General features: G+C 47.2%; 21 protein-coding genes and 2 pseudogenes. 7 read left to right on the top strand and 16 right to left on the bottom strand.

The genetic code is table 11. From position 1 onward, the window contains the following. Positions 1–2: 2 nt before the first annotated feature. The 6 genes from hpf to ACPXXB_RS06660 form a co-directional block, all read right to left on the bottom strand. Positions 3–326: a ribosome hibernation-promoting factor, HPF/YfiA family gene (hpf, locus tag ACPXXB_RS06685; RefSeq protein WP_423905729.1), complete on the bottom strand. Its 324-nt coding sequence runs from the start codon at positions 324–326 to the stop codon at positions 3–5. Positions 327–395: 69 nt separating this feature from the next. Next, positions 396–731, bottom strand: coding sequence for a hypothetical protein (locus ACPXXB_RS06680; protein WP_423905726.1), 336 nt, complete (start codon positions 729–731; stop codon positions 396–398). 164 nt (positions 732–895) lie between these two features. Further along, complete coding sequence (lptB, locus tag ACPXXB_RS06675; protein WP_423905723.1) at positions 896–1,621, bottom strand: LPS export ABC transporter ATP-binding protein; 726 nt, start codon at positions 1,619–1,621, stop codon at positions 896–898. 75 nt (positions 1,622–1,696) lie between these two features. Further along, a complete protein-coding gene (gene lptA / locus ACPXXB_RS06670; RefSeq protein WP_423905721.1) occupies positions 1,697–2,326 on the bottom strand; it encodes a lipopolysaccharide transport periplasmic protein LptA in 630 nt (209 codons plus the stop codon). A gap of 17 nt (positions 2,327–2,343) precedes the next feature. After that, positions 2,344–2,799, bottom strand: coding sequence for an LPS export ABC transporter periplasmic protein LptC (gene lptC / locus ACPXXB_RS06665; protein ID WP_423905719.1), 456 nt, complete (start codon positions 2,797–2,799; stop codon positions 2,344–2,346). Between the two features lie 47 nt (positions 2,800–2,846). Next, a complete protein-coding gene (locus tag ACPXXB_RS06660; protein ID WP_423905716.1) occupies positions 2,847–3,848 on the bottom strand; it encodes a KpsF/GutQ family sugar-phosphate isomerase in 1,002 nt (333 codons plus the stop codon). 273 nt (positions 3,849–4,121) lie between these two features. On the opposite strand from ACPXXB_RS06660, the gene ACPXXB_RS06655 reads away from it, so the two are divergent. Next, a complete protein-coding gene (locus tag ACPXXB_RS06655; protein WP_423905714.1) occupies positions 4,122–5,027 on the top strand; it encodes a trypsin-like peptidase domain-containing protein in 906 nt (301 codons plus the stop codon). Positions 5,028–5,067: 40 nt separating this feature from the next. Here the strand turns inward: ACPXXB_RS06655 and ACPXXB_RS06650 are convergent, their stop codons facing one another. Both ACPXXB_RS06650 and ACPXXB_RS06645 read right to left on the bottom strand, forming a co-directional pair. Continuing rightward, a complete protein-coding gene (locus tag ACPXXB_RS06650) occupies positions 5,068–6,135 on the bottom strand; it encodes a hypothetical protein (RefSeq protein ID WP_423905712.1) in 1,068 nt (355 codons plus the stop codon). Continuing rightward, positions 6,132–7,970: a hypothetical protein gene (locus ACPXXB_RS06645; RefSeq protein ID WP_423905709.1), complete on the bottom strand. Its 1,839-nt coding sequence runs from the start codon at positions 7,968–7,970 to the stop codon at positions 6,132–6,134. The genes ACPXXB_RS06650 and ACPXXB_RS06645 overlap by 4 nt, the downstream gene beginning before the upstream one ends. A 155-nt stretch (positions 7,971–8,125) precedes the next feature. Here ACPXXB_RS06645 and ACPXXB_RS06640 point away from each other — a divergent pair, with 155 nt between their 5' ends. Both ACPXXB_RS06640 and ACPXXB_RS06635 read left to right on the top strand, forming a co-directional pair. Next, positions 8,126–8,914: a TerC family protein gene (locus ACPXXB_RS06640; protein ID WP_423905707.1), complete on the top strand. Its 789-nt coding sequence runs from the start codon at positions 8,126–8,128 to the stop codon at positions 8,912–8,914. A gap of 39 nt (positions 8,915–8,953) precedes the next feature. After that, complete coding sequence (locus tag ACPXXB_RS06635; protein WP_423911032.1) at positions 8,954–9,256, top strand: DUF1244 domain-containing protein; 303 nt, start codon at positions 8,954–8,956, stop codon at positions 9,254–9,256. A 91-nt stretch (positions 9,257–9,347) separates the two neighbouring features. Here ACPXXB_RS06635 and hemE read toward each other — a convergent pair whose 3' ends face one another. Next, a complete protein-coding gene (gene hemE / locus ACPXXB_RS06630) occupies positions 9,348–10,403 on the bottom strand; it encodes a uroporphyrinogen decarboxylase (protein ID WP_423905704.1) in 1,056 nt (351 codons plus the stop codon). Positions 10,404–10,930: 527 nt separating this feature from the next. Between hemE and ACPXXB_RS06625 the strand changes: the two genes are divergently transcribed. From ACPXXB_RS06625 to ACPXXB_RS06610, 4 genes and pseudogenes are all read left to right on the top strand, one after another. Then, positions 10,931–11,251, top strand: a complete 321-nt coding sequence (locus ACPXXB_RS06625; protein WP_423905702.1) for a hypothetical protein — start codon at positions 10,931–10,933, stop codon at positions 11,249–11,251. A 40-nt stretch (positions 11,252–11,291) separates the two neighbouring features. After that, the gene (locus tag ACPXXB_RS06620; protein ID WP_423905699.1) at positions 11,292–11,606 is read left to right on the top strand and encodes a cupin-like domain-containing protein; all 315 of its coding nucleotides are present in this window, start codon (positions 11,292–11,294) and stop codon (positions 11,604–11,606) included. Positions 11,607–11,631: 25 nt separating this feature from the next. Then, entirely contained in the window at positions 11,632–12,252 is a 621-nt protein-coding gene (locus ACPXXB_RS06615) for a LysE family translocator (protein ID WP_423905696.1), read from the top strand. Between the two features lie 79 nt (positions 12,253–12,331). Further along, positions 12,332–13,567, top strand: a pseudogene (locus ACPXXB_RS06610) (NAD(P)/FAD-dependent oxidoreductase). A gap of 98 nt (positions 13,568–13,665) precedes the next feature. On the opposite strand, the gene ACPXXB_RS06605 reads toward ACPXXB_RS06610, so the two are convergent. The 7 genes and pseudogenes from ACPXXB_RS06605 to ACPXXB_RS06575 form a co-directional block, all read right to left on the bottom strand. Next, positions 13,666–15,162: a glutamate synthase subunit beta gene (locus ACPXXB_RS06605; protein ID WP_423905694.1), complete on the bottom strand. Its 1,497-nt coding sequence runs from the start codon at positions 15,160–15,162 to the stop codon at positions 13,666–13,668. A gap of 5 nt (positions 15,163–15,167) precedes the next feature. Further along, positions 15,168–19,943 carry a glutamate synthase large subunit gene (gltB, locus tag ACPXXB_RS06600; RefSeq protein ID WP_423905691.1) on the bottom strand — a complete coding sequence of 1,592 codons (4,776 nt, stop codon included), beginning with the start codon at positions 19,941–19,943 and terminating at the stop codon, positions 15,168–15,170. Between the two features lie 332 nt (positions 19,944–20,275). Further along, entirely contained in the window at positions 20,276–21,358 is a 1,083-nt protein-coding gene (gene aroB / locus ACPXXB_RS06595) for a 3-dehydroquinate synthase (RefSeq protein WP_423905689.1), read from the bottom strand. An 85-nt stretch (positions 21,359–21,443) separates the two neighbouring features. Continuing rightward, complete coding sequence (locus ACPXXB_RS06590; RefSeq protein WP_423905687.1) at positions 21,444–21,977, bottom strand: shikimate kinase; 534 nt, start codon at positions 21,975–21,977, stop codon at positions 21,444–21,446. A gap of 422 nt (positions 21,978–22,399) precedes the next feature. Continuing rightward, a complete protein-coding gene (locus tag ACPXXB_RS06585) occupies positions 22,400–23,530 on the bottom strand; it encodes a zinc-dependent alcohol dehydrogenase family protein (protein WP_423905684.1) in 1,131 nt (376 codons plus the stop codon). Then, a pseudogene (gene gabT, locus ACPXXB_RS06580) lies at positions 23,530–24,859 on the bottom strand (4-aminobutyrate--2-oxoglutarate transaminase). The gene ACPXXB_RS06585 and the pseudogene gabT overlap by 1 nt, the downstream one beginning before the upstream one ends. Before the next feature lie 351 nt (positions 24,860–25,210). Further along, positions 25,211–26,461: an ABC transporter substrate-binding protein gene (locus ACPXXB_RS06575; protein ID WP_423905681.1), complete on the bottom strand. Its 1,251-nt coding sequence runs from the start codon at positions 26,459–26,461 to the stop codon at positions 25,211–25,213. Between the last annotated feature and the right edge of the window lie 6 nt (positions 26,462–26,467).

Below are 26,467 nucleotides of genomic sequence, written 5' to 3'. Positions count from 1 at the left end.
AGTCACTCAGGGATTTGTTTTATCGAATCTTCATTTCTGTGATGGTCGTTAAGCTTTTCCTTGTGCTTGATGACCTGTCTATCCAGCTTGTGTGCCAATGCATCTATTGCGGCGTACATGTCTTCCGCTTCACTGGAAGCGTGAATCATAGCACCTTTTGTATTGACAGTGGCCTCGGCAATATAGCGTGTTTTTTCTACATGGAGAACCACATTGGTGCGGGTAACGTGATCGAAATGGCGGGTTATTTTCTCTACTTTTTCTGAAACATGGTGATGTAACGATTCTGTAATTTCCATATGTTGTCCACTGATTGAGATTTGCATAAAACATACTCCAAAATTTGAGGTTATTGAATGATTGATAGATTTATCGACTTGCTAATGCACCGACTTTCAAATGCGCGGATCGTCCCAGATGGATTTGTCAGGATCGGAAAGTTGATCAAATTGAAACTGTGTAATATCTATTTCGACGACCTCAGCAACCGCACCCGATCCGGAATCTATGGCATTGAGATTATCTTCTATCGGTTCGGGCAGATCTTCGCAACGGAAATCCGACTCCGGCTCGCTTTCGTCCTTCATCTCCAGCAATGGGTTGGTTTCGCGTGCGTATTGCAGATCTTCGCTCAACTCGCTTGCGGACATTTGCAATAACTTGACCGCCTGCTGCAATTGCGGCGTCATCGTCAATTTCTGACTTTGTCTTAAATCAAGCGCTTGTTTCATAACATGGAACTTTCACTCCCGGTGTTTTCCCGGCGGGTGTTTTCATTGAATTTAGCCCAGTTTGATCTAAAAATAATAATCAAATTTTCGTGCTATGCTTGATTGGTTCTAGCGACTCAAAATCTATCGGCAACAAATTTTATTTCTCGATCTGAGTCTCCACATTACATCCTGAAATCATTTCCCAGATACACATCCCGGGCTCTTTTATCGGCCATTATAATCTTTGGCGCACCCGATATCAGCACTTCTCCGCGATGCAAAATATACGCCCGATCACAAATTCCCAGAGTCTCCCGAACATTGTGATCGGTGATTAACACACCAATTCCCCGGCTTTTCAACACTGTAATTATGTGTTGAATGTCCTTGACCGCAAGCGGATCAACCCCGGCAAACGGTTCATCGAGTAATATAAATGCCGGCTCCAAGGCCAAGGCGCGGGCAATTTCAACGCGTCGTTGTTCACCACCGGAAAGCTGTATTGTTTGTTTATCTCTAAGTCTGGTAATCCCGAACTCTTCCATTAGTTTGTTGCAGATATTGTGCTGATCCGCCTTATTATGTTTTGCTGCGGCTTCAAGAACCGCTAGAATGTTTTGTTCTGTGGTTAATTTCCTGAACACCGAATGCTCCTGGGGCAAATACCCGATGCCTTTGCGAGCGCGCTCATGCATAGGTAATTCAGTGATGTCCTCATTGTCTAACAATATTGCGCCGGAATCGTTGCGCACCAATCCAATCATCATATTGAAACAAGTCGTTTTACCTGCGCCATTTGCACCCAATAGCCCAACAATCTCGTTATTGGAGACGCTAAGATCAACCCTATCAACGATGGTGGTGTTTTTATATTTTTTAACCAGTTTTCTGGCAGACAAATTTTTCATTGCTGGCTATTATTTCGGGAAGTTCCAAAATTCCGATCAGGATTCTGGCATAGAGTGCAGTTAAAACGACAACCACTATTCATTTGTTTTCTTTTTACGCGGTTGGATCGTCAAACTAGACCGGGTGCTTTCTGAACTTGCTTGTTCCGCCACGGTTGACTTTCCAGGGGTTGACTCTCCAGAGGTTGGATCTGAAGACTGTTCGCCATCCGCGGTTTCTGTCATAGCTTTTATGCCTTGGGACCCACCGCCTTTGACAGACGCCTTTTTGGTAAGCTTATTGTAAGTAATGATTGGTCCGGTTATGGTCAAACCACCCTGTACGACTTTCGCCTGACTTTTGAGTGTAACCAAATTTTCAATTTCATCCATTGTAATTTCCATGGCAGACCCGACGATGTCCACTTCGGAATCTTCCGGTCGCTGTATAAATATACCCGGGCTACCGATACATATACCTCTATCTAATTCAGCGTCATCATTTAGATAAGTGGTTAATTCATCGCATGTCAACTTAATACTGCCCTGTCGAAAAACCACGTTGCCACGATATATTCTGACCCCGGTATTCAAATCTATTTCGAACTCATCGGCATTTAAAGTCGTTGGTTGTTCGGAATCGCTATCCAGAGCATAGCCTGTCTGGCAGAACACGCCCATTAACAATCCGCCCATTAACAATTCAACCATCCGCCTGTTCAACATTTTGACCAGCCTCTAAATTAAGATGAGCCTTTGTCTCTAAGATGTATCACCATTTTTTGTACTGCTACCGTACCACTCGCACCACTCGATTGCATGCCGTTCAATTGATTGTCAATTACGCGAACGTTGCCGGTCAGCAACACGGTAGATTGATTATCGTATAGCCAACCCGATTCCGCATAAATATGCTTTGGGTTATTGTTTAAATCATATTGGATGATATGGGGATTATCCAGCAGCGCCCGGCGGCCAACCGGGTAGTGAACCATGCGATCGGCAATAATCCGGTACTTTTTGCCCGATTCATCCATCCCGGACGAGACAAACATTTCAGCGTAATAATCCGGATTATTTTTCTCCGCTTCAGTGATCCCGGCGTTCGGCTCCTCTAACAATCCAAACTGCAGCCAGATTGACAACAAAACCAGGCACAGGAAAACAGCGCCGATTAAAATGTTATCTTTAAATTCCATTGCTCAACTGACTATTTATGCGTGGCCCGGCAGAGTTAGATTCGGCTCTAGATCACGCCCGCTCTCAGTAAATCATGGGTGTTCAGCGCACCAATTACGTGATGGTCGTCATCGACCACAAACATGCTATTAATAGCATGGGGGCCGTGCTGTGCGTATTCTCGCATTATCTGAATGATCTCTTCTGCCAGAGTATCTGCATGAATCGTAAACGGATCGACACTCATCAAATCGCGTGCCTTGCTTTTATAAATGTCGATACCCTGCCCTAGACCTCGACGTATATCCCCATCGGTGAACATCCCCAACAGCTTTCCGTCGCCATCCACTACGCCAGCCATGCCTAATGATTTCGAGGTCATTTCCAACAGCAATGTGTCCATGGTTGCGCCTTCATCTACCAATGGCAATTCATCACCGATGTGCATTAAATCGCCGGCGAACAACAGCAATCGTTTCCCTAAAACACCGCCAGGGTGAGTGCGGGCAAAATCCTGAGCAGAAAACCCACGCAGCCTTTGCACCGCCACGGCCAAAGCATCGCCCATGACCAATGCTGCGGTCGTGCTCGCGGTTGGCGCCAGATTATGCGGGCAGGCTTCTTTATCCACACTGACATTTATGCAAGCGTCTGATTTTTGAGCCAGTGTTGAATCGACATTCCCTGTCATTGTTATTAATTTAACGCCCAGGCGCTTGACGATGGGTAAAATAGAAACCAATTCAGCGGTTTCGCCTGAATTGGAAATAGCGATAACTAAATCATGGGTAGTAATCATCCCGACATCTCCGTGGCTGGCTTCACCCGGATGAACGAAAAACGCCGGCGTGCCGGTACTCGCCAGCGTGGAGGCAATTTTCCCGCCGATATGTCCTGACTTGCCCATTCCAGTCACCACAACCCTGCCCTCGCATTTCAGAATCAGGCTGCAGGCCTTGTCGAAATTATTATCCAGCCGCTCAAGCAGCGCGGCAACCGCCGCCGCTTCAATCTCAATGACGCCTCGAGCGTGCTCTATCGGTGAAAGACTGGATTCGGAAATTGGCATAGATAATTGGAGGTTTTTAAAGGTCAAGTATAACAAATTGCTAAATTGTTTCCTGCCAACAGTCGTAGTTCTCCCTCGCCATCCCCCCCCGAATCGGAACCTAAACCAATCCTGATGCTTCAGAACCAAAAGCAAGTTTTAATTACCCGTGGAAAAATAGTCAGTATCAGACCCATAATGTGGTGGACTTGCACATAAAGTCGAAGAAGGCTTGATTTGGGGTAGAATGACAGGACGGTTTTTCAATCAACCTTGCTAATAGAAGCAATATCAATGAAAAAGATTTCTCTAATACTCGTCCTCGGGTTCATTGTTCTGCATGTGACCAGCACACCTGCAAGTGCCACTTCGGAGCCAATCTATACTTCACGGGATATTGAAATATTGCGTAGCAGAGCAGAACAAGGGGACACGGTATCGCAATATTATTTGGGTTATGCATATGCTAACGGCAAGATCGTTGCCAAAGATGAGCGTGAAGCGGTGCGTTGGTATCGCCAAGCAGCGCAACAGGGACATGCAGAGGCGGCACGGCGACTACAAGAAATCGAAAGCAGTCAGCGCACATCCGCTGGAAAACCTGCCGATAATGTGAGTGTCGCCAATGCCTTCCCAGCAATGAAACCACAGAGTGCCGCCAACATATTTGAAAAAGTATGGCAGTCGGTGGTGGTGGTTTATAACGGCAATGGACACGGTAGCGGCGTAGTCATTCAACCGAATGTTGTGGCGACCAACTGTCATGTCGTCAATCAAGGTAGTAGCATTGTCGTGCATAAATCTGTTAATCGTCGTGCAGATAGAAATTCCGTCTTTCATGCGGCAATGCGCCATGTCGATCAAGAACGGGATATTTGTTTGCTGAATGTTAACGGTTTGCAAGGCATTCCAGCGACAGTTCGCCGATACAATACAATCAGAGTCGGCGAAAGGGTCTATGCCTTGGGTGCGCCCTATGGATATAATTTATCAATTTCGGAAGGGATTGTCTCGCAACTGCGAACAGACAGCAATAACAGCTGGATTCAAACGGATGCCGCCATATCGCCCGGTTCATCAGGTGGGGGATTGTTCGACGGTGACGGCAATTTAATTGGTATTATGACTGTCAAGATCTCCGATGAAAGCGTCGAGGGAATTGGCTTTGCGATTCCTGCGGATTTGGTGTTGAGGCAGTGATGAATAAGATGCATCGCTACCACTTTGCCCGCTACATACGTTACTGCTCCATCATTTTAGCTATTGCATCGGGGCACCCGCCCAAAGTTACGGGCAAAAAGATACTACCCTTAAAATACTCTTTCCACATACCTCTGTGGGCGTTCTTTTTTTCGGCGCGTTTGAGGATTGTGTGACTACTAGGCTGATAGCAGAGCAACACCTCATCGAAATTGTTTTTCGGAGGTGTTTTCATGTGGTCGGGAGCATATTTTTTTCGCCTCTGATTAATGTTGTCTATTGTCCATGAGCCGTGCTGCTCCCGATATTGGCTAAACCAGTTGGCATTTTGTATCATGTCGGAGAAGACAATAAGCCTTATCGGTACATCTCTCGGACCGCCGGAGGCATCGCTTATAATGTCTTCTATGCTACCGATAATGTAGGAACGTTTTTGCTCGGTGTTTCCTCCAGGGACAGTTTTCACGGCATCCTTGATCTTTTTATTCAAGTCATCCCGGTCTTTGCAAATGCCTCGAATACGTTCACGAGTTGGATCACCCACGCGAGGGTGAAACTTGAACTTTTTATTGATTATGTCATGGCAGTCTTTCTTAGGATAAACGCTACGTCCGACTGCATCTGTAATGCTCTTAATATCAACCGAATTGCACAAATTAAAAAGGGGAACTCTAGGGTTGTCTGGATCGGGTTCCATGCGGCTAATGGATATCCGTTCATGCTTTTGCAGATTCTCAGATGCCACTTCGATTAGTTTTTGCAACTCGCCTTGTTGCAACTCCGAGAGCGGCTCGCTGAGATCCATGAGGATATAAGTTTTTCTCGAGATATGTCGTTCATCAGCCGGACACAGGGTGAAGTCGTTGAGTGGAATTTCAACGTTTTGCTTGTTGCTTAGCCACAGGATGAGCAGGGTGATAGGAACGAATACGGCTATCAGGGCGTAGCCCCACTTATTGTAGTCGTTACCTCCCGCTTCCTCGATTCGCCGACGGCGGTCCATCTCACCCTGGCGTCGCCCACGGCGTCTTTTCTTACCGTTGTGGGAGTTTGTGTTGTTGTCTGCCTCCTCTTGCTCAAATAGGAAACTTTTGAGTTTCTCCATCATTGGGTAGTTTCTTGTTGTTCATCGCTTTGGGGTGAAACGGCCCCTGTTGCCGAGCCAGTTCTTCTGGCGGCAGCAATTATAGTAGCGAATTCCGAGGTTAACTCTGCACGAAGTGCTGGACGATCGGTTTGCCACTTTGCTTTTGCCTGATCAATCTCGCCAATATATTTCTCCGCTTGCTCAAGATCCCCCTGCTTTTCAGCAAGAAATTTTTCGATAGATTCGAATTCTGGAAAGTGTTGATCAACTTCGCAGAAAGATGCTTCGTCATCGAAGTAGCCTGGGGCAGGGTTGACTTGCAGCGCACGGTTCGCACAGTTACTCGCACGGTATTCTCTCACATATTCTTGATAGGCCGGGCGAAGGATGCTCGCGTATGCGTTGGAAATGATTCCCTTTATGTCGGTCAGGACTTCTACCTTTTTCTGTATGTCGTCGAAATATTTTTTTGCCACTTCGCTGTTGGCGATAGCCTTATTATTAGTATCGTCCAAAGCATCGGCAATCTTTTCTTGAGATTTCTCAGACATATCATCCCAACGCTTTTCAGCGCGACGGAATGGCCCGTCGACTTGGCTGTAGCCGTTGAATTTGTCAAAGAAGTGCAACACTTTCCAGTAGAACACAGCCAGTGCTATAAGGTTGACAAGAAAGACAACTACGTTGGTCAGGTTGACCGTCAAAGATTCATACCCGCTCAAAATAGCATCAAACCTGCCAGCAACATCTGCGCTGGCAGTAACTTCGCGAAAGTTCAGAAGCAGTCCAAACGCGAGGAAAATGAAGAAACACACGCACAAAAATACTATGATGGCGGGCAAACGAATGTGGGGCAGTTGGCTGTGTCGCATAAATCGAAATAAGAACCCAGCGAGAAAAGATAAAATGAAAATGATAACGACGGCGTAGGCAGCTATCTGTACTGCGGATTCCCCAATCTGGCTTTTGAGAAAGAACCAACTGATGGCAAATTCGATCAAAGCAAAGGCAATGCCCCAGACAACCAACTTTTCGCGTGTAGTCCTGTCATTATCCGCCCAGTTCGGTTGCTCGGCTTTCCGTAGTTCAAGGGAGTCAATAAACACCTTTCTTGCTTGCGTGGTTGTGGTGTAGACACTTTGATTTTTTTGGACTACGATTGGCGAAATTTCCGTTCCTTTTTCGTTATAACTGGCACGAGCTATTTCTTTGTAGGTTTGTCTGACGATATCTTCTCGGATGTTCGACAAGTTTGTCAAGGCATCGCCAATCTTAGCCATGAGATTATTTACTGTATTCTGCGTAAACCTGTCGCCGAGTGCTTGAAAACCTTGCCGAACTCGCACCTCGTAGCCTCCTCGTGACGGCTCTCGGTCGCTTTCTTTTGGAAAAGGGCCGCCGGCTCTAGTGGCATCATCCATCCCTATTTTCCTCGGATCTTCTAAACTGGCCCCGTAGGACTCAACTTCATCTTCCAGTTCATTGCGAATACGGTTTGCTTCTGTTGCTGGCTTTACGACAGCTGGAGCGAGCGGTTTTTTCTTGCTTCTTTTAACGAACCCGGCAATGATGAGGGCGATGCCCCAGCAAAAAGCGATAAAGAAAAATCCATATCCCTTGCCAAGTATGCTGTCGGATGGCCCTGGCAGGTATAATGGAAGCCCAGTTACTGTTTGTTCGCCAGCCCACTCGAAATTTGTTATGGGAGTGAGATAGTCCAACAGAAGGGCGATGCCAGCAGATACGGCGATGAGTATGCCGAATCCAAGGATAGCTTCCCAACGCAGGGATGATTTTAGTATCTGGACGATGCTTGCAATAGCGGCAACGGTAGCGAGTAAGAGAAGTAAGTTCATGAAATTGATTGGGCGGTGTTAGTTAAAAATGAGTTGGGGAGTGCAGGGATTATCCCAGAATTATACAATCTTCGCCTAACCGAAATGTTTCAATTTAGTAATGTTGATGAACAGTGTAAAATTCCGATATTCATCAATTAATTTATTTTTTTGGCATGGAAATTTTTAATCTCGATAATTTGTTTACGCTTTTCATGCTGACATTGTTGCAAGCTGTTTTAGGGTTTGACAACTTATTATATATTTCGTTGGAGTCCAAGCGGGTTGAAGTATCCCGTCAGGCATTGCTTCGCCGATGGGGCATCGGTCTGGCGGTAGTTTTAAGAATTATCCTGCTATTCGTTGTATTAAAGATTGTCGCCTTGTTTCAGGATTCACTATTTTCAATATCCGTTGAACATGTTGTGTCGGCAAATTTTAACTTGCACAGCATTATCGTGTTATTTGGCGGCGTATTTATAATCTATACCGCCATTAAGGAAATCATGCACCTGCTGATTACCGATGATTTGTCGTCAGGCAATACGGCGAACAGCTCATTCGCAAAACAATTGTCGTGGATAGTGATTATGAATGTGGTGTTTTCTTTCGATTCTATTCTCAGTGCTATGGCATTGACTGATGTGTTTTGGGTAATGGCTGTAGCCATCATCATCGGCGGGATGCTAATGATATGGCTTTCAGATCGAGTAGTGCAGTTTCTTGAAAGAAACCGAATGTATGAAGTAGTTGGTCTATTTATTTTATTTATCGTCGGCATCATGCTATTGACTGAAGGTGGCCACTTGGCGCACTTGCAACTATTCGGCTATCCGGTTGAAGCGATGAGTAAAGCCACTTTCTACTTCGTTATCGTCGTTGTTGTGCTCGTAGATCTGGTACAAACGCGCTACGCAAACAACTTACTCAAACTCAATGCCGCAAGATTAAAGCGCGCCCGCTGATAAAATACGTGAGAAAACACTATGACTGAAATACCGAAAATAGACGACCAGCAAAGAACTGAAATCGAAGCCGCGTTGTTTAGAAAAATGATAGCGCATTTTTGCAAATACCCTGAAGTGCAAAATATCGAGTTGATGAACCTGGCATACTTCTGCCGCAATTGTTTTTCGAAATGGTATATGGGTGCGGCTAAAGACCGAGGCATCGAAATGGATTACGAGCAGGCCAGGGAGATTATCTATGGCATGCCGTTTAGCGCATACAAAGCCAAGCATCAGGAAAAAGCATCGCCAGAACAGTTGTCAAAGTTTGAAGACAGCCAGGCAAAAGCGACAGAATAGCCGTTACGTGACACCGGTTGCGCTGTTATCAACCTGCCGTCGCCCTGATGGCGCGCAACGATCAGGAGCCTGCTCAATTCCGTTATTTTTGCTAAGTTCGCTTACTTTCCCGATGAACCGTATTCACCAGCGTTGCCACCCGATCCGGGTTGATGGTGGGATGGATACCATGACCAAGGTTAAAAATATGCCCATCACCACCGCCAAAGTCATCTAACACGCGCTTAGCTTCTTGCTCGACTTTTTCGGATGATGCGTACAGAACCGTAGGATCCATATTGCCCTGCAACGCCACCCTTTGCCCGACCCGTTGTCTGGCAGCGCTCATCGACATAGTCCAGTCCAACCCAATCGCATCGCACCCGCTATCGGCAATTTTTTCAAGCCAGTGTCCGCCGCCTTTTGTAAATAGCGTAATTGGAATATCCACAGTATTCGGATCAGATTTTATTGCCGATACAATTTGCGCCATATAATCCAGGGAAAAGTTGTCATAGTCCGGCGTTGTTAAAACACCGCCCCAGGTATCAAAGACCATTAACGCTTGCGCCCCGGCATTGGCTTGACCCTTTAAGCAACCAATCACCGCTTCAGTAATTTTGCTTAGCAGCTTATGCGCGACCGCAGGCTGATCATGCATCATTCCTTTTACGTATCGGTACTCCTTGCTGCCGCCGCCTTCAACCATGTAGGTCGCCAACGTCCACGGGCTTCCGCTGAAACCAATTAATGGCGTTTTGTTTGCAAGCGCGATGCGGGTTAAACGTATCGCCTCCATGACATACCCAAGTTGAGCATCAATATCGATTTCAGGCAGGCGTTCCACGTCGCCCTTGTTGCGTAGCGGGCGCTCGAATTTTGGGCCAACACCTTCATTAATAGACAGGCCCAATCCAAAAGCATCGGGAATGGTCAATATATCGGAAAACAAGATTGCCGCATCCAGCTCAAAACGACGAATGGGTTGCAGCGTTACCTCACATGCCAATTCCGGAGTCTTGCACAGGGTCAAAAAATCGCCGGCTTTGGCCCGGGTCTGGCGATATTCCGGCAGATAGCGTCCAGCCTGGCGCATAATCCAAACGGGCGTGCAGTCAACCGGCTGGCGCTGCAATGCTTTTAAGAATCGATCATTCATTATGTGCATGGATGAGGTGATGGATGCCACACTATGATGGCATTAACCGTAAAGGTGCGCCAGAAAAAAAGCCGCGTAAACCATGCCATTCAACACTCAAATAGAAGACATCTATCATAAACGAGCTTACTACAATCGGTATTAATTTAGCAAAGCACATTTTTCAAGCAGCTACATTAAATCATCGGCCGAAAAACGCTGAATTAGAGAACGCCTCATAAGGTGTTCTCCAATTCAAACACAACCTTGACTGTTGCACTTAAAAGTTGAACCCGCAAAGTAATTTAGTGGTAAAAGTGTGATTTATGTTATATCTTTTTTATTTCCATTTGGTTAGATTTGTACCTTGTTAACTTGAATATAGTGGGGAAACAATATGGAGAATCGAATACAGAACAGACGCCATGAGCTCAAAATGTCAATAATGCAATTAGCACGGAAAGCTAATATTGATCATGCAATAATAGTCAGGCTTGAGCAAGGTAAATATAGTTATTCAAAGTATTTGTTTGAGATTTCCGAAGCATTATCGGTAAATGTTGAATGGCTATACAGGGAGAAAGGGCAAAAACTCCCATGTCGATGCAAGAGAAATCCGTAATTTAAATCGCGCACTTGTCAAATTTTTGTGCTATAGCTATTTCATATGTCGTATTAATTTGGTAGGAGTTGTGAAAAAGATTGGTTTAGTAGGTTGGTGTGGAATGGTAGGGTTAATATTAGGTAAACGAATGGTGGATAAAAGTGATTTTGATAAAATCAATGCTCCCTTATTCAGTACATCGGTGCCTAGCAGCGAATATATTGACAGCAAGGAACGGTTGGGATGGTTATCGGACCATTTGAACAAAGAATAATTGTCAAGCTCATGTTCTATTCTAGATCTGTTGGATCAGAATGTTCAACAAAAAAAAGGGGGTAGAAAGTGATTACAAAAAATGCAACCCAATTGAAGTGACCATAAATCCTGGGGAAATGTTGTTTCTACCAGCTACAACACTACACCATGTGTTTAGTATTGATATGTCTATTTCAGTTAATATTGATTTTCATACTTCGGCAACATCTTTGAAGGGGTTGACAGGAATTAAGCATGGAATGCCTTTAAAAAACTCTTATTATAATGTGATTTCTTTCCTGGGTTTGGTATGTAAAGTACCATCCCGTTTTTTATTTCCATTATATCAATCTTATTTAAACTACGTGTCCTAATAGTTTAAACCACAGGTAAATACGCATGATTGAATTTCAAAGTGGCTCGATTTTATCGTTGTTAGTCTTTGCTATAGTAATGATTATGACTCCAGGGCCAAATAACGTCATGTTTATGAACTCAGGGGCAATATATGGATTAAGAAAAACCGTTCCACATATATTAGGCGTATCTCTAGGATCGCCAATGGTATTGTTTGCAGTTGCAACAGGAGGAACTATCTTATTCAAGATAAAATATGTTGAAGGGGTTTTTGGATTTATATGCTCATTATACTTACTATATTTGGCATATAAAGTCGCAACATCCAAGCCCCCAGGAGGAACAGTTAGATCATCCAAGCCCTTTACATTCCTTGAATCCGCTGGATTTCAATGGGTGAACCCTAAGATTTGGAGTCAGTACATCACGGTTTTAGGAGTTTATATTGGCGGGGCAGATAATTATTTAAGTGCGGTTTTGTTTGCTGCACTAATATTTGCTGTTATTGGAATACCAAATGCTATTATCTGGACAATATTTGGCATATTTTTGTCTAAATTCTTAAAAAACAAACGAAGTTTCAGAATATTCAGCATTACCATGGCAGTTATTCTTGTTATATCGGTATTACCATTAGTAATAAATAAATATTGGTTAGTATAAACCTCGCCATATTACAACAGGTGGAATTTTATGCCAGTATTTAGTGATATTAGCAAAGCCTTGACCAAGGATAGTTTCGATGTCGTATCATAGGGACTACAAGCGCGCTGTAATTATAGGAGGTGGAATCTTAGGTGTTTCGATACTATATCACTTGGCCGAAAATGGATGGAATGACATAGTTTTACTAGAGTAATCGGAGCTTACTAGTGGATCAACATGGCATGCTACAGGTCATCTAGGTCTTGCGGTAACGTCTCCCTTACACATGTGGTTTGTTAAGTATTCTATTGATTTGTATAAAAAGCTTGATAAAAACTCTAATACTAGTATTTGCTGGCATGAACCAGGCGGACTACGAATGGCCTATAACAACTCAGAAATACGTTGGTTAGAAAACCAGCTAGAAACTGCTAAAAAATACAATATTGATATGGATATGGTCACCCCGCATGAAATTAGTAATATGAACCCTTTTTATAATATCAATGGAGTAAAAGCAGGATTGCGCACATATACTGATGGATACGTAGATCCGTCTGGGGCGACATTAGTTATGGCTGATTCAGCGAGAAATCTAGGTGCTAATATTAGTCGAAGAAATAGAGTTAAGGGTGTCAAAAGAATAAGAAGTGATGCATGGCTAGTTATAACAGATAAGGGAAACGAAATTCTTTGCGAACATGTGGTAATAGCGGCTGGATCCTATTCCAGCCAAGTGGGGATCTGGTTTGGGTTAAATATCCCCATTGTCTCATTACTACATCATTACTTTGTTACTGATAGTATCAGGGAATTTTCGACAGGAATTCAAGAGATTCCGATCATTAGGGATGAAAGATGCGGTGGATATATAAGGCAAGAGCAAAATTGTGGCCTTATTGGCACGTCAGAAAATAAATCTGCAACTATCGTGTGGCAAGATGGAGTCCCATGGAAAGTGGAACATGAATTGTTTGAATCGGACTATGAAGCCATATCACACTTATTAGAAAAAGCTCTCTACAGAATGCCCATTTTCTTGAATGTAGGTATAAGAAAAGCCATATGCGGGGCTATTACATACACTCCGGATGGTGAAATGTTACTGGGAAAGGCTAAAGAGGTAGACAATTTGTGGATAGCTAGTGGAGCGTCATCGGGGATTGCATGGGGAGGAGGAGCTGGAAAGTGTTTGGCGGACCTGATGACCAAAGGTGTATCGCCTATTCCGATACAATCATTGAATCCCAGCAGATTTGGATGTTACAAAAAAGAACACATGATTGAACAAACCAAAAACTATTTTTTGTGTAGAGGGAAAACCCTGGTTTAGTTTAGCTAAGTTAAGGAGCAAAAATCGGTTGTGTTCAAACCTTATCAGCCAATAAACACTCCCGCGAAAAGCAAAAATCGTCAGTATGGTCTCAAGCACTATTCTGGTAACTCGCTATACCCTTGAAGAAACTGATCGACCGACCGCGCACATTGCCGACCTTCTCGAATAGCCCACACCACAAGCGACTGCCCTCGTCGCATATCACCCGCAGAAAAAACGTTTTTGACATTGGTTTGATACGCGCCTTTCCCATCGGTGGCGGCGTTTACATTTCCTCGGCTATCCAGTTCAATCCCCATATCTTCCAGCAAGCCTTGATAAATCGGATGAACGAATCCCATCGCCAACAGCACCAATTCGGCTTTCAACTCAAATTCCGAACCCTGGATTTCCCGCATCCGCCATTGATCATTCTCATCGGCATCCACTCGATCCCATGCCACTTTGATACATTTCAGCGCCGATACATTTTCGTTGCCGTCGTTTACGCATGATTGGGTCTTCACATCCCAGATTCGGTCACACCCCTCTTCCTGTGAAGAAGACGTGCGTAATTTATGCGGCCAATTTGGCCAGGTCAGCGCCTTATTTTCTTTTTCCGGCGGCTCAGACAGAATTTCAATTTGGGTAATGGATTTCGCCTGTTGCCGGATCGAAGTGCCGATACAATCGGAGCCGGTGTCGCCGCCGCCGATGACCACTACATTTTTATCCTTGGCCGATATGCAAAGCGCCCGATCAGAAATAGAGTCCGAGGTGAACTGTGCGTTATCGACGAAATTTCCCTGCACTCTGCGGGTATTGCTGGTTAGAAAATCCATAGCGAAGTGAATGCCATTTAATTCCCGTTGCTGAACTTCAAGATCTCGCGGATGCTCGGCGCCGCCGGTCAGCACTATGGCATTGAAGGTCTCGAATAAAAATGAAACAGGAATATCGACGCCGACCTGGGTGCCGGAATGAAATTTCACCCCCTCGGTCTTCATTTGCGCCATCCGACGGTCGATGATGTGTTTTTCCAGCTTGAAGTCGGGAATCCCATAACGCAACAGCCCGCCGCTGCGACCCTGCTTTTCATAAAGCGATACAGAATGCCCGGCCCTGGCCAATTGTTGAGCGCAGGCAAGGCCGGCCGGTCCCGAACCCACTACGGCGACGTATTTACCGGTGCGGTGTTTGGAAATTTGCGGTTGTATCCAGCCTTCCTTCCAGGCCCGCTCAACGATGCTGTGTTCAATGGTTTTGATGGTGACCGGCTGATCTTCGATGTTTAAAGTACATGCCGCTTCACAAGGCGCAGGGCAAACGCGGCCGGTAAATTCAGGAAAATTATTGGTCGAATGCAATACTTCGCTAGCCTGCTTCCAATCCCCGCTATAAACCAGATCATTCCAATCTGGAATAATATTGTTTACCGGACACCCGGTTTGGCAATATGGAATGCCGCAATCCATACATCTGGCGCCTTGATCCTCAAGCTCTCGGTCACCAAGCTCGATCACAAACTCCCGGAAGTTTTTTATCCGGCTTTCAACCGCTTTATACTGCCGCTCATTGCGCGCGATTTCCATAAACCCGGTTGCCTTACCCATGTCGTTTATCCATGCCGCGTCTGTTTGATTGCGGGCGCATATTCGGATTCATGGCTGGTCGCTTGATATATTTTCAACAGCGCCTGTTGAAAATCATGCGGAACAATCTTTATGAACTGCTGGCGATACGCTGACCAATTATCCAATATCCGATTGGCGATGGCGCTGCCGGTAAAATTTTTATGATGACCAATAATCCGCTTTAGCCGCGCCTCGTCGGCTTCGAGTAAATTGTCACTATTTTCATTGGCCGCATCCTCATCCACCATTTCCAACGTCACCATCTGCTGGTTGCAACGCAAATCAAACTGACCGTCTTCGTCCAGCACATATGCAATGCCGCCGGACATGCCGGCGGCAAAGTTTCTGCCGGTCAGGCCGAGGCAAACCACAACGCCTCCGGTCATGTATTCGCAGCCATGATCGCCGACTCCTTCCACCACGGCAACCGCGCCTGAATTACGCACACAGAATCGTTCGCCAGCCACGCCATTAAAATAAACCTGGCCACTAATTGCGCCATAAAGAACCGTATTACCCACAATAATGTTGTCTCGCTGATCGTCGATTGCGCTATCCGCCGGCGGATAAATGACCAATTTTCCCCCTGACAATCCTTTGCCAACGTAGTCGTTTGCTTCACCTTCAAGTTCGATAGTGACCCCTTGTGCAAGCCATGCACCAAACGACTGGCCCGCAGTGCCTTTGGCTTTAATATAGATGGTGTCGTCTGGCAAGCCAGCATGACCATGTTTTTTGACCACTAGCCCGGAAAGCATTGCCCCAAATGCACGATTTGTATTGCGTATTCGGACGGGATTTGCGAAGTCCCCGCTCGGAGAATTACAACCGATGGAAACCGATTGCCCTTTTTCCAAGGCCGGCTTTGCCTGAATTATTATCTTCCGGTCTAAAACATTCTCCAACCCGTGATCTTGTTGTTCGCATTGATAAACCGCCACAGTTTTGTCCACTGCCGGTTTAGTCAATATGCGGGAATAATCCAGCCCCTTTGCCTTCCAATGTTCGATAGCATCTGTCATTTTTAACCGATCCATTTGGCCTATCATTTCATCAACCGTCGCGTAACCCAACCTGGACATTATTTGCCGCAGCTGTTCGGCGATGAAGAAAAAATAGTTGATGACGTGCTCGGCCTGGCCAGTGAATTTTTTTCTAAGCACTGGGTTTTGGGTTGCGATTCCCACCGGGCAGGTATTGAGGTGGCATTTACGCATCATTAAACAACCCTGCACGATCAATGGGGCCGTGGCGAAACCAAATTCATCGGCGCCCAGTAACGCACCAATGGCAACATCCCGCCCGGTTCTGACTCCGCCATCAACCTGTACCGCAATGCGGCCACGCAATTTGTTCAACACCAAAGTTTGATGGGTTTCTGCCAAGCCAATTTCCCAAGGCGAGCCGGCGTGCTTGATCGAGGTTAGCGGGCTGGCCCCGGTGCCGCCTTCATAGCCAGAGATGGTAACGTGGTCTGCATGCGCCTTGGACACGCCCGCGGCGACCGTGCCCACGCCCACTTCGGATACTAATTTGACCGAAATTCTTGCTTCGGGATTGACATTTTTAAGATCAAAAATTAATTGCGCCAGATCTTCTATGGAATAAATATCATGATGAGGCGGAGGTGAAATCAACCCAACGCCAGCCGTTGAATGTCGCACCCTGGCGATTTGCTCGCTGACTTTATAGCCCGGTAATTGACCGCCTTCGCCAGGCTTCGCGCCCTGAGCCATCTTAATTTGAATGTCGTCAGCATTGACCAAATAATCTGTTGTGACACCGAATCGACCCGATGCAATTTGTTTGATCGCGGAACGTTTGGGGTTTTTTGACCCGTCTTTTAGTGGTCGGTAACGCTCTTCTTCTTCGCCGCCTTCTCCGGTATTCGACTTGCCGCCAATCTGATTCATCGCTATCGCAAGGGTAGAGTGCGCCTCGTGGGAAATCGATCCAAATGACATCGCCCCGGTGGAAAATCGCTTGACAATGACTTCCGCTGGTTCAACCTGATCGATGGGAATCTGTTTGTCTGCCCATTGAAATTCGAACAATCCCCGAAGATTGAAAAGCGCCTTGTCCTGTTTATTGATAATTTCTGAAAACGCTTCAAATGTTTTCGGATTTTTGCCTCTGGTCGCATGCTGTAATTTGGAGATGGTTTCGGGATTCCAGATATGGACTTCACCGCGCGTGCGATAAGCGTAATCGCCACCGGCATCCAATTGGGTTCGATACAGAGGATGATCGCCGTAAGCCTGATGATGCCAAGTAAGAATATCTCTGGCAATTTCCGCAAGACCGATGCCCTGGATGGTGGAACTGGTGCCTTTGAAATAGGTGTCGATGAAATTTTCTGACAACCCGACGGCATCAAAAATTTGCGCGCCGCAATACGACTGGTAAGTGGAAATCCCCATCTTGGACATGACTTTTTTAAGCCCTTTGTTAACCGCGCGAATATATCTTTGTTGCGCTTCCTCAAAATCCATCCTTTTACCTTTCGGGCACTTCGCATTTAACCTTTGGTTCAACATCCCAAGCATATTATTAATGCTATCGAATGCCATATAAGGATTTATCGCCTCGGCGCCATACCCGGCCAAGGTTGCAAAATGATGCACTTCCAGGCAAGCGCCGGTCTCAATGACCAAACCCGATTCGGTACGAAGCCCTGTTTTAATCAAATGATGGTGAACCGCTGAGGTTGCCAATAACGCCGGGATTGCAATATTATCCGCATCCATTCGGCGATCAGACAGAATTAAAATATTAAACCCTTTTTGCAATACCGCTTGCTCGGCTTTATCGCACAACAGTTGAATCGCATCTTTCAAACCTTGCTGTTCCTGCTTGCTATCCTTGCCCCTCTTGTTGTTAATGGCGTAACAGATGTTTAGCGTTTTGGTACGAAAGGCGCCGTTTGTGTGGTCTTCAATTTGCCGAACGCGCTCCAATTGATTGTTGGTCAGCAGTGGCTGGGGAACGGTTAAACGCATTGCCTGGCCGCCATCGCGCTCACCGCCGCTCTGGCCGAATAAGTTAGGGCGCGGCCCAATTAACGAAAGCAATGACATGACCAATTCTTCGCGAATAGGATCAATCGGCGGATTAGTCACCTGAGCGAAATTTTGTTTGAAGAAATGAGAAAGATGTTTTGGTTTATTGGATAACACTGCGGGCGGGACATCGGTTCCCATAGAACCAAGCGCTTCTTCTCCATTTTGAACCATCGGCAATAACAGGAATTTTAAATCTTCCTGGGTATAGCCAAATGCTTGTTGGGCTTTCAACAAGGTTTCCGTGTCTGGCGACATTGCACCAATCGCGATACGCAGCGAGCCCAGTTCAATCTGAGTGTTATCCAGCCAGGCCTGATATTTGTTCAAACTTGCCAGTTGATGCTTGATTTCCTGGTCATCGACAATCCTGCCCTGCTCGAGATCGATCAGAAACATTTTACCGGGCTGCAAACGCCATTTCTTTTTGATGTTGTTTTCGGGAATATTCAATACCCCCATTTCCGATGCCATGACCACCATATTATCTTTTGTGATCAAATAACGCGCGGGACGCAATCCATTGCGGTCCAGCGTCGCGCCAATCTGCTTGCCATCGGTAAAAGCGACCGCCGCAGGGCCATCCCAGGGCTCCATTAATGCCGCATGGTATTCATAAAAAGCCCGATGTTGTGGATTCATCAAGGTGTTTCCCGACCAGGCTTCCGGAATTAACATCATCATCGCATGGGTCAGCGAATATCCCCCCGCCACCAGTAGCTCGAGTGCATTATCAAACGCGGCTGAGTCCGATTGCCCATCTGGAATAACCGGCCAAATCTTGTCTATGTCGTCGCCCAGCACATCGGAAAACATCGTGCTTTTTCGCGCTGCCATCCAGTTGATATTGCCGCGAAGTGTATTAATTTCTCCATTATGGGCAATCATTCTAAATGGATGAGCAAGATCCCAGGTCGGGAAAGTATTGGTGGAAAAACGCTGATGCACAAGGGCAAAAGCTGACACCATGTCCGGGTCAAGCAAATCCGGGTAGTATTCCGCGACCTGATTGGCTAGCAACATGCCTTTGTAGTTGATTAATCGCGATGATAGTGTGGTTATATAGAACTCTGTATTTCCTTCGATATCCGATTGCCGAATTCGTTTTTCAATCTGCTTGCGGATGACAAATAACTTTCTTTCAAAATCATCCTGATGCTCAAGGCGTCGGTCACGGCCCACAATAACTTGCCAAATATCAGGTTCGGTGGGCAAAACACTGGCCCCAAGACTTGAGTTGTTAACGGTCACCCTGCGCCAGCATAAAACACTTTGCCCCTCGTCCAAAATGTATCGCTCTACGATACCCTTCGCTTCGGCCCAGCCCGTTTGCGCCTGGTCGGTTTTACCTCGTTTAGTTATTCTTGCGCCTCGTTCCTTTAAGATATTAGGGTTGCGAAGTGTAGATTGCGGCATAAACACCATTCCCACGGCATAAAACCCGGGGTCTGGCAGATCCACTGGAATCACCTTGCGAAAAAATTCATCGGAAATCTGCAATAACACGCCCGCACCATCGCCAGCATTGGGGTCGGCGCCAACTGCGCCACGGTGGGTCAGGTTTTTAAGTATCTCTAGGCCGTTTTCGATGATTTGATGGCTTTTACGCCCGTCAATATTGGCGACAAATCCGACCCCGCAGGAATCGTGTTCATTCTTCGGATGGTATAGCCCTTGCTTTGTTGGAGATAATGAATTCAAGCTTTGCCTAATGAATAATGAATAATATTTGGGTTCAGAAAGAAAAACCCGCTAACCGGAAAACTATAGCGAGTTTTTCGCGTGTTGCAAAGTGCACTGCACTGCCGTAGTTAATTGTTCTGCAACAACGACTAACAGATATTATAGGCTAAGGTTATATTAATAAGCTCAAAACAACAATAATACACTTCTAGCATATTTATAACAGACTCTTATAACAGTTATCTACGCCGGCCGTGAGCATCGCCGGTCGTACGTTGACAGAACATGAGGATTTCCAATCGCTTCGCAGTCGTATATCGGTGTCAATATTTGCAGAATGATCGAAACGATTATCCCGTAGCGTAGCGCTTTAACGTCGCGTCAAGTGCGGATTCATCGTAGTCACTGGTAATAGATGCCTCGCCAATTGACTTGAGTAAAACCAAACGCACTTTGCCAGCCTGCACTTTTTTGTCCAATCGCATCAATGACTTTAGTTCATCCGCGGATACATCATCCACCGGTTCAACCGATAACCCGGCCTTGGACAACAACGCTATCACGCGTTGTACGTCTTGTTCAGAAATCCATCCCTGCGTCCAGGACATGTAAGCTGCCATTACCAAACCCAGTGCTATGGCTTCTCCGTGCAACCATTTACTATAACCTGTCGCCGTTTCTATGGCGTGGCCGAAAGTATGACCAAGATTAAGCAGCGCTCTGATTCCGCTTTCCCGTTCATCCTGTTCGACGATTTTCGCCTTGTTGCTACAGGATTGCTCAATGACATATTCAAGCGCTTGGGTATTTTGCTGCATCACAGCATTGATATTTTTTTCGAGCCACTGGAAAAACCCGGCATCATTGATCATTCCGTATTTAATGACTTCCGCGATGCCGGACGAAAATTGCCGCGCATCCAAAGTGGCCAATGTTGAGGTGTCCGCAATCACCAGTTGGGGTTGGTAAAATGCACCAATCATGTTCTTGCCGCGCGCATGATTAACCGCAGTTTTACCGCCCACAGATGAATCAACTTGCGATAACAACGTAGTGGGAATTTGAATGAAAGGGACTCCCCGTTGATAACACGCCGCAGCAAACCCCGCCATATCTCCAATGACTCCACCACCAAGCGCAATAACCGTTGCAGAACGGTCAAGTGGAATTGCCAGCATTTGATCAAATATTTTCTCGGTGGTCTGAAGACTCTTTGTCTGCTCTCCGTCTGCAAGAATTATTTCCGATATGTCCTTGCCGCTTAAAGCCCTTTTCACTTTTTCCAGATACAGCGGTGCGACAACTTCGTTGGTGACGATAAATACCTGATTGCCGCGGATCCAGGGAAGCAACTCCTCACCTTTTCCCAGCAACCCACTGGAAATTTTTATGGCGTAACTACGATCACCAAGATTTATGTTAACGGTTTTCATTGATGTTCTGGTCGTCCACCAAAAAGTGGCATGAGCGAAGTTTATCGGTAACCAGCGAGCATATCGAGCGCAAGCGTTTTTTATTTTAAGTATCCCTTGCGGGGCAGTTGGTTAATGTTATCAAAGGATATATTTTTCTTGCGGTCTTGCTCGCAGAATCCGAACTGACTTCGACGATGATATCGGCTTCATCAACATACAGAGGATCGCGCTCAAGCATAAGCTGAGTTAGTTTAGCTTTCGGGTCAAGCTGTTGTAACAGCGGTCTGGTTTGACAGTTCCTCAGCCGTTGCCATAAAATTTTCAAGGACGCCTGTAGATAGACAACTTGGCCGTGTTTGCGCATGACCAGCCGATTCTCCGGTCTTAATATGATTCCGCCGCCGGTTGATATAACTGCCTGGCGACCATCGCTAATCTCGGCGAGTAGTTTTGATTCCCGATCTCTGAAACCAGATTCCCCCTCGATCTCAAATATATGACTTATTGAAACCCCGGTTCGTTGTTCAACAAGCTGGTCGATGTCGATGAAATCAAGCAACAATAGTTTTGCCAGTTTTCGGCCAACCGTGGTCTTTCCAGCCCCCATCAGCCCGATCAAGTAAACGTTACCTTGCAATCGTATCCCACATGATTTTGATTTCTGCAGCTAACTCGCTATTTTGTCTAAGTATTTCAATCAGCTATTATGATCAGTGCCCGCATGAGTTGGTTACAGTTTGTCCCATTTGGTTTGCGACTCAGGCTCATGCAATTTCCAGGCTATAGACTGCTTGCATAGCAGGCACAGAATCAATTAATAATCATTCTAGCATAGCAGGATTGCTTATAACCTCAGCAATCTTTAATTTGTCACATCCATTGACGGGTAAAACGCCCAAACTGTTGGCGATGCAAAAACGTCCATAGTCTCAAAGGTTATGCTTGATTTCCATACGTTGGCCCAGCTTTTTTAGCTGGTCTCTGGGCAGCATCGCTAAACGGTCTGCCTATTGTCCGACATTCGATGTGACAATCATGCGACCCGATTGAGCGGATTTCCTACAACACCAAAACCTGGCGCATGGTGGAACCATCCGCTAGGCGGTCAAATCCTTCATTCAAATCATCTAACGCAATCTGACGGCTGGTCAACCGATCGATGGGGAGTTTGCCGTCTTGAAACAACCCGATATAGCGGGGTATATCCCGGCTTGGCACACAGCTTCCCATATAGCTTCCCTTGAGAGTCCGCTCCTCGCCGGCAAGACTCAGATGCGACAGGGAGATCGACGCGTCGGGGCCGGGCATACCGACGGCAACGGTGGCGCCGCCCCGGCGAGTTACCTTATAAGCCAAATCAAGCGCCTGCGGCACACCCGCCGTTTCAATGGCGATGTGTACACCGCCGCTGGTCGCGGTTCGCACGCACTCCACGCAGTCGTCATTTTCATTTTTGACGTTGAACGCTTCATGTGCACCGAGCTGCAGAGCTAGCTGGAGCTTGTCATCGTTGATATCTACGGCAATCACGCGCCCGGCGCCTGCAGCGATGGCCGCCAACAACGCGCTAAAACCAACACCGCCGAGACCGATGATGGCGACCGATTGTCCGAGCCTGATGTTCGCAGTGTTGACCACGGCCCCAACGCCGGTGATTACCGCACAACCAAACAATGCGGCCTGCTCGAAGGCAACGCCCGGGTCTATCTTGACCAGTCCGTTTTGAGAAATGACCGCAAATTCGGCGAACGCCGCGACACCCGAGTGATGGAATATACGGTTGCCGTTTTTATGAAGACGCGTGCTCCCATCCATCATCGTACCCGCCATATTCGCTTTTGTTGCCGGCTGGCACAGGGCCGGCCGGCCCTGCCGACACATTTCGCACCGACCACAACTAGACACGTAAACGGGCACGACGTGGTCCCCCACCTCGAAACCGTCCACGCCTGCGCCTATTTCGGCAACAACGCCAGCACCTTCATGACCAATGACCATCGGTGTCGGCTTGGCCCGTTCGCCATTGATGGCCAGCAAATCCGAATGGCAAAGGCCCACCGCCTTGATTTGTATGAGCAGCTCGCCTCGCCCAGGCGGATCGAGTTCAATTTCCTCAATGCGCAAGGGTTGGCTTTTGGTAAACGGATGCGGTTTTCCCGACTCCCATAGGACCGCGGCTTTAATTCTCATTATTGCTTCCCCTTGGTACCATGCTTATGCGACGGCCTGCCGTTGCGCGCCTCGGCTTGGCTGATTGATGCATCCAGAATGTTTATCCCTTCGTCGATGATTTCGATTGACGCAGACAACGGCACGAGCACACGAATGACATTTCGCGTCGGTCCTGCGGTGATCAGAATCAGGCCTTTCGAAAGCGCGATACGGACAATCTCAGCGGCCAGGTCACCGGAGGGCTCGCGTGTTTCCTGGTCAGCGACAATCTCAATGGCATTCATGCAACCCAACGCACGGACATCACCGATACAGCTAATGGCGTTCTTGTTCCTCATTTTTTTGAATCGGTCGTCAATATGGGCACCCAGTTTCAGGCCTTGTTCGAGCAAGCCTTCCTTGTCGATGATATCAAGAACGGCAAGCGCCGCCGCGCAAGCGACCGGATTGCCACCGAATGTGCCGCCAAGGCCGCCCGCTGGCACGCTGTCAATGATATCGGCGCGACCAACAATGCCCGATAACGGAAGCCCGCCGCCCATGCTTTTGCCAACGCATGTGAGGTCAGGGGCAATGCCGAAGTGCTCCATGGCGAACATCTTTCCAGAGCGACCAAACCCGCTCTGGATTTCATCGGCAACCATAACAATGCCGTATTGGTCACAAAGTTCGCGCAAATAGGCGATGAACGCCGGCTCGGCGACGTTGTAACCGCCTTCACCTTGAACGGGTTCAAAGAAGGCGGCCGCGATTTGCGTGGGTTCAACATCGCTTCTAAACAAAGTGTCGAACGCGCGTTTGGTGTCATCAAGGGTGACACGATGGTATGCGTCTGGAAAAGGAATTCGGTAAATTTCTGTGGGGAATGGTCGAAACCCAACTTTAAACGGGGTCATCCGCGCTGAGGCCCATCCCCATATACGAGCGGCCATGATAACCGTTAGTGAACGTCAGCAACGCTGGGCGCCGCGAATGGTGGCGCGCGATCTTGACCGCATTTTCGACTGCTTCGCCGCCGGCCGAGAAAAACAACGATTTCTTTTTGAACTCTCCGGGGGCCAACGCGTTCAGACGTTCGGCAAGTAGAACGTAACTTTCGTAGGGGCTAATCTGAAAGCAAGTATGGGTGAAACTGTGGATTTGCTGTTCAATCGCGGCTATGACCTTGGCATGTCCATGTCCAACGTTCTGGCACCCAATACCTCCGCAAAAATCGATGAAACGGCTGCCCTCAACATCCCAAACTTCTCCACCCTGAGCCCGGGCGGCAACAAAAGTTGATGAGTAAGCGATAGCACGAGCGACGCTTGCATCGCGTCGTTGCTCAATCTCAGCATTGGTGGTCACAACTTTAACCTTATTCCAATTTAATCTCCGCGGCCGGGCAAACCGCCGTTATTTAGATTATGCCCGAATCGATCGGTTTACGTTTAATACGGCCCGGCTGGCACCCTGAACAGAGCTAAAGAGACCCCGTCGGCACCGTGGAGAACAGAAGCGATCTCAACTCACAACCGCGTTTTTGAGTGTTCAAAGCCGTTTTAGTCCGTAGCGATTCGGTTTCCGGTGCCAGGCATTGCCTGCGCATTCATTAACACCTGAGCCGAACCTCGAATCGAACTTGAATCACTCGAGAAGTTGTGCATCTGGCGTAGCCGTCACTACGGCCAGATGCACGGTAATCAAGTGAAAAGATCGTCATTTCGGTAACATTGATGAGACCTCGGCAGCCATCTCCGCCTGGAGTTGCTTCATATCATTGGCTTCGCCGATCACGATCGACTCAAGGAAATCATAGATTACCTGAGTAATCGCGAGACCATGGTTGCCGGGATAGGCGATCCAGTCACGAAGCAGACCCGCTTGGCGGACGGCTGTCTGCTTGTTCGGGTTGTCTTTGTAGAAGTCGCCCAGCATGTCGTTTGCCGCTTTGTTTGGCGGCATATACCCCGTGGTTTCGGCGACGATTGCGGCACCGGCCCCAGACGTGATGAACTTGATGAAAGACCAGGCGGCTTCGACTTGTTTCGGATCATCGGAGGTTGAAGTCAGAATCACCGCGTTACCGCCAGCAGGCAGGCCTTTCGGCGCTGAACCCATGCCTGGAAACTCACCCGTCTTCAATTCGAAATCGCCTTTTGCCCGCTCAATGGAACCCACTGCGGAGGTTGACCAGAAGTGCATTGCCACCCGGCCGGCCGCAAATGGCTTGCCGGCGTCACCCACTGCTAAGTTGATCATCTTGCATTCCCGAAACAGTTTTTTCATGGTCTCCAAGGCGCGCAACCCGGCCGGGCCGTCAAAGTTGACCTTGCCATCCTTCAGGATCGGCTCCCCCTGACTCCACATCAAAGCTTGGAAGAACCAGTTGCCCGTGATGTTCCAACCCCAGAACAGCGGGTTCTTGAAACCCGCAGCATGAAGCTTCTTGCAGTTCCCAATGACCTCGTCCCAAGTCTTCGGCACAGACGTGATACCGACTTTCTTGAGGTTGTTCATGTTGTAATAACCCACCGGTAGCGAGACTGCAAACGGCAACCCATAAACCTTGCCCCCGAATGTGCTGAGGTCAAGCATTGCCTTGTGATAACCCTCCTTGGAAAAATTCGTTTCCTTGGCAATAAACGGTTCCATCGATTGGGCGATGCCTTTCTCGACCAAGAGCGCCTGTCGGTTGAGGCCTTGCAAGCTGATGTCTGGCTGTTTGCCGGCAACAGCTTCGCGCAGTATCGTTTGGGTGGCGTCCTCATAGTTATCGTAGGTTGCGCGGAACTTAACCTTGATGTCAGGGTGTTGTTTATTAAACAACGGCATGATGCGCTGGAACGTGACATCGAAAAGAGCGGAGTACGGATACCCCACTTCAATGGTGACCGGATCCGCCGCTTGGACGTATGTCGTCAAAGTGCCCGCCAGAATGGCAGCTGATAAAGTTATTTTGAGTTTCATTTGCTT

The sequence above is a fragment of the Candidatus Spongiihabitans sp. genome (assembly GCF_965237845.1).
Taxonomy (GTDB): domain Bacteria; phylum Pseudomonadota; class Gammaproteobacteria; order Arenicellales; family Poriferihabitantaceae; genus Spongiihabitans.
This window is presented reverse-complemented; position numbering and strand designations above follow the sequence as displayed.